Below are 8,248 nucleotides of genomic sequence, written 5' to 3' on the forward strand. Positions count from 1 at the left end.
CGTGGCCTCGGGAAAATGCCGATTAAAAAAATGGCGCAGTGCGGCAAAATCGGTCGTCGTGATTGACACGCGTCGTGCGGGGGAGCAAGAATGCCCGGAGGCAGTCGATCGGCGACGGCCTTGCGGCGCGTTTGCGCGACCGATACACAGCCTGCCTTTGTCACGCTATAAGAGCACCAGTCACTCCATACGGGTATGGCAGACTCATCCAGAACCTCGCAGCCATCCAGCACTGGTGCTTCCTCAGTCGGGGATTCGGCCGGCGATATCCGACCTCTGTTCGACGGCTGGCTGAACGCATGGCGCCAGTTCACGGACCTGGCCACTTGGCCGCAACGAATGACGGCCATGCAGCAGGCCGTGGTCGCACAGCCGGCGGCGTGCGGCGCAGACGAGCGCGCGGGTGGCGCAGAGGACAGCAAGGGCCGCGCCGATCTGCCACACGGCGGCGCAACTGCCGCGCCCATGGCTGGACTGGCCACGTTGTTCGGTCCGGCATGGGCCAGTGCATTCGGTCCCGCGCTGACTGCGTCGCCGTTTGTGTTTGCGCTGCTCCATGCCGCCGGCGGGTTGTCGAATGTGCCGGCCGCGTTGACGAACCCGTTTGCGTCGCTCGGTGCGGTGCCCAGCGTGAGATTCGATCCGCAGCGATTGCAAGCGCTGCAGCATGACTATCTGCACGAGTGCCAGACATTGATCGAGCGCGCGCTGAAATTTACGCCGGGCTCGGCGGACATTGACGCACTGTTTGAGCCGGGCGACCGCCGTTTCAGCGCCGACGAATGGAAGGCGACGCCGACCTACGCGCTGGCGGCGGCGTGGTACCTGCTCAACTCGCGCTATCTGAACAAGCTTGCGGATGCATTGGATGCGGATGCGAAGACGCGCGAGCGGATCCGTTTCGTCGTCGAGCAGTGGATCGCCGCGGCATCGCCAAGCAATTTTCTCGCGCTCAATCCGGAAGCGCAAAAGATGCTGCTCGACACCCAGGGGGAAAGCCTGCGGCAGGGCATCGCGAACTTGTTGGCGGACCTGCAACGCGGCAAGATCTCGCAGACCGACGAATCGCGTTTCGTGGTCGGCAAGAACCTGGCGAGCACCGAAGGCTGGGTCGTGTTCGAGAACGAGTTGATCCAGCTGATCCAATACACGCCACGCACGCCGACGGTCTACGAGCGGCCGCTGCTGGTCGTGCCGCCGTGTATCAACAAATTCTACATTCTGGACTTGCAGCCGGACAATTCGCTGGTGCGCTACGCGCTCGACGAGGGCCACCCCGTGTTTCTGATATCGTGGCGCAATGCGGATGCGTCGATTGCACACAAAACGTGGGACGACTATATCGCCGACGGCGTGCTCGCGGCGATCGATGCTACGCGCGACATTACCGGCCGTGAGCAGCTCAATACGCTCGGCTTCTGCGTCGGTGGCACGCTGCTCGCGACGGCGCTGGCCGTGTGTGCCGCGCGTGGCGAGCGCCCGGCGGCGTCGATGACGCTGCTCACCGCGATGCTGGATTTCGGCGACACCGGTGTGCTCGATGTGTTCGTTGATGAGGCACACGTCGCGATGCGCGAGCAGACGATTGGCGCAAAAGGGGGCGGCGCGCCAGGCCTGATGCGCGGCGTCGAGTTTGCGAACACGTTCTCGTTCATGCGGCCAAACGACCTGGTATGGAACTACGTGGTCGACCATTACCTGAAGGGACGCACGCCGGCACCATTGGACCTGCTGTACTGGAACAGCGATTCAACGAATTTGCCGGGGCCCATGTATGCGCGCTATCTGCGCCAGACGTACTTAGAGAACCGCTTGCGTGTGCCGGGCGGCGTGACGGTGTGCGGGGAGCCGGTGGATCTGACCCAGATCGACGTGCCCACGTTCATCTATGGATCAAGGGACGACCACATCGTGCCGTGGCGCACCGCGTACGCATCGACGTCGCTGCTTAGCGGTCCGCTCAAGTTCGTGCTTGGCGCATCCGGTCACATTGCGGGGGTGATCAATCCGCCGGCCAAGAACAAGCGCAGTTATTGGGCGATCGAAGGGGAAACACGCGCGTTGCCAAATGACACCGAGCAATGGCTCCAGCAATCTACGCAGTGGCCCGGGAGCTGGTGGCCGGAATGGTCGGGGTGGCTGGCGCAGTACGGCGGCAAACGGATCAAGGCGCGAGCGAAGGCCGGCAATGCGACATACCCGCCAATTGAACCCGCGCCGGGCCGTTATGTCCTCGTGCGCGACGTATAAACCTGTCGCGCACGCAATCGGATAAGGGTTTTTAAAAAGGAAAGCGAATGACTGACGTTGTGATCGTGTCCGCCGTCCGTACCGCGGTCGGTAAATTCGGTGGTTCGCTGGCGCGCATTCCCGCGCCCGAGCTTGGTGCAACGGTGATCCGGGCCGCCCTGGAGCGGGCCGGCGTGAAGCCGGAGCAGGTCAGCGATGTGGTTCTCGGGCAGGTGTTGACCGCCGGCTCCGGCCAAAATCCGGCGCGCCAGGCGCTGATCAGGGCCGGGCTGCCCACTGCCGTGCCGGCGATGACAATCAACAAGGTCTGCGGCTCCGGCCTGCAAGCGGTGATGCTGGCCGCCAACGCGGTGATCGCCGGCGACGCGCAGATCGTGGTCGCCGGCGGCCAGGAGAACATGAGTGCCGCGCCGCACGTGCTGCCCGGTTCGCGCGACGGCTTCCGGATGGGAGAGGCGAAGCTGATCGACAGCATGATCGTCGACGGCTTATGGGACGTCTACAACCAGTACCATATGGGCATCACCGCCGAGAACGTCGCGCAGGGGTACGGTATTACGCGCGAGGCACAAGATCAGTTCGCCGCGCTGTCGCAGAACAAGGCCGAAGCTGCGCAGAAGGCCGGCCGCTTTGACGACGAGATCGTGCCGATCGATATTCCGCAGAAGAAGGGCGAGCCGGTGCGCTTTGCGACCGACGAGTTTGTGCGCCACGGCGTGAGCGCAGAGTCGCTGGCCGGGCTCAAGCCGGCGTTTTCAAAGGAGGGCACGGTTACCGCAGCGAACGCATCAGGCATCAATGACGGCGCGGCGGCGCTTGTCGTGATGTCGGCGAAGAAAGCCGAGGCACTCGGCTTGAAGCCGCTGGCCCGGATCAAGGCGTACGCGAGCGCGGGGGTGGACCCGGAGGTGATGGGCATGGGCCCGGTGCCCGCCTCGCGTCGCTGCCTGGAGCGCGCGGGCTGGTCGGTGGCCGACTTGGACCTGATGGAGATCAACGAGGCGTTTGCCGCGCAAGCGCTGGCGGTTCATCAAGAAATGGGTTGGGACGTGTCGAAGGTCAACGTGAATGGCGGCGCGATCGCCATCGGTCATCCGATCGGCGCGTCCGGTGCGCGTATCTTGGTCACCCTGTTGCATGAAATGCGCCGGCGCGATGTGAAGCGCGGTCTGGCGTCGTTGTGCATCGGTGGCGGCATGGGCGTTGCACTCGCGGTCGAACGTGACTGAGCGGCATCGGCGCAGGCAACAGAATCGATATCGGAGGACGTGACAGATGACACAACGCATTGCATACGTAACGGGAGGGATGGGCGGCATCGGCACCGCAATCTGCCAACGGCTGCACCGCGATGGATTTCGTGTGGTGGCCGGGTGCGGCCCGAACTCGCCCCGTCGCACGAAATGGCTTAACGATCAGAAGGCATTGGGCTTCGAGTTCATCGCGTCCGAGGGCAATGTCGGCGATTGGAGTTCAACCAAAGCAGCGTTCGACAAAATCAAGGCCGAAGTCGGTGATATCGACGTGCTGGTCAACAACGCGGGCATCACGCGTGACGTGGTGTTTCGTAAGATGACCGTCGAGGACTGGACCGCGGTGATCAACACGAACCTGACGAGCCTATTCAACGTCACGAAGCAGGTCATCGACGGCATGGTCGAGCGCGGCTGGGGACGGGTGATTAATATCTCGTCGGTGAACGGCCAAAAAGGGCAATTCGGGCAGACAAACTACTCGACGGCCAAGGCCGGCATCCATGGTTTCACGATGGCGCTCGCGCAAGAGGTGGCGACCAAGGGCGTGACCGTCAATACGGTGTCGCCGGGCTACATCGGCACCGACATGGTCAAGACGATTCGTCAAGACGTGCTCGAGAAAATCATTGCAACCATTCCAGTGAAGCGCTTCGGCGCGCCGGAGGAAATTGCATCGATTGTCTCGTGGCTCGCCTCGGATGAATCGGGCTTTGCGACAGGTGCGGACTTTTCCCTGAACGGTGGTCTGCACATGGGGTGATGCGCGTGTGGCGCGCCACCCCACGCGTGCCGCGGATGCATCGCAGAACAAGGGACATGCCGTCCGTCGAGGATGGCACGTCCGCATTCGTCCTTGAAGGCATGACATGACGACTACGAAGAAACCTGCCGAACGTCTGATCAAGAAATATCCGAACCGTCGGCTCTACGATACCGAGACGAGCACATACATCACGTTGAGCGACGTGAAGCAGCTCGTGCTCGATCAGGAAGCGTTCAAGGTGGTGGATGCCAAGTCCAACGAGGACCTGACCCGCAGCATCCTGCTGCAGATCATCCTGGAAGAGGAAAGTGGCGGGGTGCCGATGTTCTCGTCGTCGATGCTGTCGCAAATCATTCGTTTCTATGGTCATGCGATGCAAGGCTTGATGGGAACGTACCTGGAGAAAAATATCCAGGCATTCATCGATATCCAAAACAAGTTTGCCGAGCAGTCGAAGGGACTGTACGACAACAATGCGCTGAACCCGGAAATCTGGTCGCAGTTCATGAACATGCAAGCGCCGATGATGCAAGGCATGATGACCAGCTACATCGAACAGTCGAAGAACATGTTCGTGCAGATGCAAGAACAAATGCAGAATCAGGCCAGGACCCTGTTTAGCAGCTTTCCGTTCGCACCGGGTGGTGGCAGCTCATCGTCTGGCAGCGACAAGAAATAGTTGGCGCCAGTGCGCCGAGTAGCGCTCCAGCCCGGTAGCCGATGCCCGCCGGGCTAATACAGCGTATACGGTCGCCGGCCGGATTTTACAAACCGGTGAATTTGTTAACTGGCGTTTCAGTCAACAGCAACGGATAGCGTTTCTCAGCCTGCGCTGGGCGGGGCGTGTTGCGCTTAAGGAGTGCGGCAACCACGCATGCGTCGTTCTCATTTCCGCGTGGGGAGGCTATGCTCGGTTGAGTCGTTTACCTGTGCGATTCACAGACATCGTTTCAACTAAAATGAGGCGATGGACCGAGAGATTGCCGCGCGATTACGTTGGGTGTACATGTATCACGAAGCCGGCGTTGCCGGCCTCGTGTGCGCGCAGTGTGGCATCTGCCAACCGACACGTCGCAAATGGCTACGTCGCTACATTGTTAAATGGCTAAGCGCGCCGCTTCTATCTAGGCGTCACGAGCCGCAACCCTGGCAAGTCGACAAAGTCGGCACGGTTAAGTGTCATCAGCGCATCGCCGTGCTCGATCGCCTGTGCAGCGATCCACAGATCATTGTAGCGAGGCCGTGGTGACCGACCAGATTGCTTGACAAAAGCCGCAAGCACGCCGAATGCGGCGGCAGTCTGCTGCGACACCTCACGAATCGGGCACCGCTCAAGCTGTTGTAAATGGGCAGCGCGCACGGCCCGCTCGACAGGATCCGTGCAAGCTTGCACGCCAAATCCGAGTTCGCCCAACGAAATGACTGAGATGAACACGGGTGCGTCGCCAGCGAGTTCGATCACGGTTTGCGAATCAAGCGTTTTTGCGGCTAATGCAACCCAAATGCAACTGTCAAGGATTACGCCCATGGATCTCGCACGCTGTTATCCAAGTCAGTACGGCTGTCAGCCAGCCAAGCCGTGGCCTGCCGCGGCGTGAGCGCTACGGGCAGCCCCGCGAGCGCTTGGGTGGCGGTCATGGTCAGTTTGGGGGGCACAATTCGAGCCACCGGAACATGGTTACGCTCGACGATGATGGTTTGGCCTTGACGCGCGACGGTATCTAAAACCTGGCGGGTTTGTCGGGCAAGTTCGGTGGCAGTGATTGCCTGCATGTTGACCTCCTAATAAGGATCAGTACGTATTTTACGTATTCTGTCGCCTCATGTCGATTACATTTTTACAATTGCGCGTGGCAGACGATTACAGCGGCATTACGCGGTTGGTCGCTGCGTCGGTTCAGCGTGCTCTCGATGCATACCTCGACGTGCTCGGTCCGCACGAGGATCACCGGCCCGCCGATGAGCCGCCGTCACCGGGTTTCGAATATAAAGGAGAAAATCGGATCGGAAATGCGCGCTACGCACACGACTGAATCGCACACATCAGTTGAACCTACCGTAGCCTTTTTTAAAATGGCCTTCTCACGTTCGAGGCGTTCTATACGCGCCTCGAGTTCTTTAATGCGTTGCTGATCTGGCGTGATCGCCTTGCCTTGCGGCGTGATGCCCTGACGTTCCTGCTGAAGCTGGTGCACCCAGCGACGCAGTACCGTCTCGCCAACGCCCACCGAACGGCTCGCCTCCATATGGCTATAGCCCTGCTCGAGCACCAGACAGGCGGATTGCTGTTTGAATTCCGGGGAAAACGTACGTCGCTGCTTCTTCATCAGACACCTCTTCATGGCGAGCATTCTCGCCTAGATCAGTGTCCGGTTTCATTAGACCACTACATGGACGTATTCTTCCCAGAGTAGTTGCAACGTCACGCCCTTACGGCGCAGGTCACGGTGCATCGCCGCGTAGTCCGGTTCAACCCTTCGGGTCGAAATCGCCGTCTGCGCAGGCAGGTCCAACCTGATCTCGAGCTCGTCGTCGGCGAGCGCTTCGACGGCAGCCCAGTCGAGGCCCGCCGCGCTGGCGCGTGCAGCGTATGCCGAGATGGCGCCGACGCTGATGCCGATCGCCCGGCTGATCTGGCGTTGCGACAAGCCGCACGCCCACTTCAGTCGCAGTACTTCCCTCAGTTTGCGCATGCTCATCCGATGTGCCAGCATCAAACTGTCCCCTAAAAAGAGACAAGGCTAACGCTCGTCGTTGATCACATGCGCAACACCACCGCCGAGCCGCAACGGTCATCTCGTTTCACTCGCGTGATCAGCTGTTATTGCGGGAACGTGATCGCCCGTTTCGGCAAGATGATCGCTCGTTTCGGGAAACGGTGATCAGCGATCACCTTCGAGCGAAACGACCGATCACCATCAATCGGAACCACTGATCACGTTCACCGAAATACGCAGAATAAGTTCCGATCATCCTCTTTCATCGCGCTTTTCCTACCTCTTTGCGTTACCCGCCGTCACGGCTGTCATCACTTATAAACCGCGCGGCGATTCCCGATCCGCACCACTAAAATGAGCAACTCGTCATCCTGAATCTTGGCGATGACTCGATAATCGCCCACACGATATTCCCAGAACTCACCTAGTTTTACTCCCTTGAGCGCTTCCCCCATGCTGCGCGGGTCGTCCAATTTGGCCACCCGGTCGAAAAGAAATCGCAACACGCGCTCGGCCTGCGGCGGGCCAAGCTTCTTGAGCTCTTTCGCCGCTGCCGTCTCGACTTTAACCTGCCAGGCCATACTGCTTCATCAGGTCTTCCAATGCAATGGCCTCGGTTTGGCCAGCACGAAGATCTGCCAGGCGTTGTTCGGCAAGATACACGTCCTCCAAATTGTCGATATGTTCAAGGATCGCCTCGCGCGCGTAAAAGGTCTTAGTCCGCCCCGTAGCAGCCGCCAAAGCTTCTAGACGGCTCTCGATCCCCTGTGGAAGTCGGATCGCTAGCATCAAAATCTCCTCAAAAGCTATGCTATACATGTATAGCATAGGCAGAGAATTCTTGGTTTCCCGCGTGGGCATCAAGCCAGCTTTTTTGTGCTTTGCCTGCCGCGCTCGATTTCACTCTCTCACCCGGTTGCATCAAAATTTTGAAGGGCTAGCTGCCTCAAAGCCAGTCTCGATTTCCCCATCTGCCCCCAGCCTCATGCCACACGACACCGTATCGACACCGCCATATCCGCCGCCCGCCTGCCTTACCCGAGCACGACGTGCCGCGCGGCCGCTCAGTGTGCGAACGGCACATGCCTGATTCGATCGCGACGCTGCGCTGGCGCATCGCTAGGTCAGTTCATAATCCCAGTTCGGTGGCGATGATGTTGCGTTGAATATCAGACGTTCCCGAATAGAGGAGGGATGCGATGGCGTCGCGCAGTCCTCTTTCAGTCGGGGTTTGAGCGAGGTAACCTTGTGCGCCGTAAATG

The 8,248-nt window shown here is 60.0% G+C and carries 9 protein-coding genes and 3 pseudogenes; 5 read left to right on the forward strand and 7 right to left on the reverse strand.

Features of this window, described 5'->3' with window-relative positions; all coding sequences use genetic code 11:
- Positions 1 to 267: 267 nt before the first annotated feature.
- The 5 genes and pseudogenes from phaC to KQH55_RS05060 all read left to right on the forward strand — a co-directional run.
- The gene (gene phaC / locus KQH55_RS05040) at positions 268 to 2,250 is read left to right on the forward strand and encodes a class I poly(R)-hydroxyalkanoic acid synthase (protein WP_373566362.1); all 1,983 of its coding nucleotides are present in this window, start codon (positions 268 to 270) and stop codon (positions 2,248 to 2,250) included.
- 47 nt (positions 2,251 to 2,297) lie between these two features.
- Positions 2,298 to 3,479: an acetyl-CoA C-acetyltransferase gene (locus KQH55_RS05045; RefSeq protein WP_235090315.1), complete on the forward strand. Its 1,182-nt coding sequence runs from the start codon at positions 2,298 to 2,300 to the stop codon at positions 3,477 to 3,479.
- A gap of 46 nt (positions 3,480 to 3,525) precedes the next feature.
- The gene (locus KQH55_RS05050) at positions 3,526 to 4,266 is read left to right on the forward strand and encodes a 3-ketoacyl-ACP reductase (RefSeq protein WP_076785023.1); all 741 of its coding nucleotides are present in this window, start codon (positions 3,526 to 3,528) and stop codon (positions 4,264 to 4,266) included.
- 106 nt (positions 4,267 to 4,372) lie between these two features.
- Positions 4,373 to 4,948 (forward strand): polyhydroxyalkanoate synthesis repressor PhaR, encoded by a 576-nt coding sequence (gene phaR / locus KQH55_RS05055; RefSeq protein ID WP_076794867.1) that lies wholly within the window; start codon positions 4,373 to 4,375, stop codon positions 4,946 to 4,948.
- 288 nt (positions 4,949 to 5,236) lie between these two features.
- A pseudogene (locus KQH55_RS05060) lies at positions 5,237 to 5,362 on the forward strand (IS481 family transposase); the annotation flags it as partial.
- A gap of 27 nt (positions 5,363 to 5,389) precedes the next feature.
- Here KQH55_RS05060 and KQH55_RS05065 read toward each other — a convergent pair.
- The 7 genes and pseudogenes from KQH55_RS05065 to KQH55_RS16495 all read right to left on the reverse strand — a co-directional run bounded on the left by KQH55_RS05065 (position 5,390) and on the right by KQH55_RS16495 (position 8,247).
- Entirely contained in the window at positions 5,390 to 5,731 is a 342-nt protein-coding gene (locus tag KQH55_RS05065) for a type II toxin-antitoxin system VapC family toxin (protein WP_338876596.1), read from the reverse strand.
- A 56-nt stretch (positions 5,732 to 5,787) separates the two neighbouring features.
- Positions 5,788 to 6,042: a type II toxin-antitoxin system Phd/YefM family antitoxin gene (locus KQH55_RS05070; protein WP_076785020.1), complete on the reverse strand. Its 255-nt coding sequence runs from the start codon at positions 6,040 to 6,042 to the stop codon at positions 5,788 to 5,790.
- 290 nt (positions 6,043 to 6,332) lie between these two features.
- Positions 6,333 to 6,596 (reverse strand): annotated as a pseudogene (locus KQH55_RS05075) (transposase); the annotation flags it as partial.
- A 66-nt stretch (positions 6,597 to 6,662) separates the two neighbouring features.
- Positions 6,663 to 6,983: pseudogene (locus KQH55_RS05080) on the reverse strand (IS21 family transposase); the annotation flags it as partial.
- Between the two features lie 314 nt (positions 6,984 to 7,297).
- A complete protein-coding gene (locus tag KQH55_RS05085) occupies positions 7,298 to 7,567 on the reverse strand; it encodes a type II toxin-antitoxin system RelE/ParE family toxin (RefSeq protein ID WP_076794876.1) in 270 nt (89 codons plus the stop codon).
- Positions 7,551 to 7,775: a TraY domain-containing protein gene (locus tag KQH55_RS05090; RefSeq protein ID WP_076787194.1), complete on the reverse strand. Its 225-nt coding sequence runs from the start codon at positions 7,773 to 7,775 to the stop codon at positions 7,551 to 7,553. The genes KQH55_RS05085 and KQH55_RS05090 overlap by 17 nt, the downstream gene beginning before the upstream one ends.
- 340 nt (positions 7,776 to 8,115) lie before the next feature.
- The gene (locus KQH55_RS16495; protein WP_373566363.1) at positions 8,116 to 8,247 is read right to left on the reverse strand and encodes an acyl-CoA dehydrogenase family protein; all 132 of its coding nucleotides are present in this window, start codon (positions 8,245 to 8,247) and stop codon (positions 8,116 to 8,118) included.
- Position 8,248: the final 1 nt, after the last annotated feature.

The organism is Mycetohabitans sp. B3 (assembly GCF_021498065.1).
Classification (GTDB): Bacteria; Pseudomonadota; Gammaproteobacteria; order Burkholderiales; family Burkholderiaceae; genus Mycetohabitans.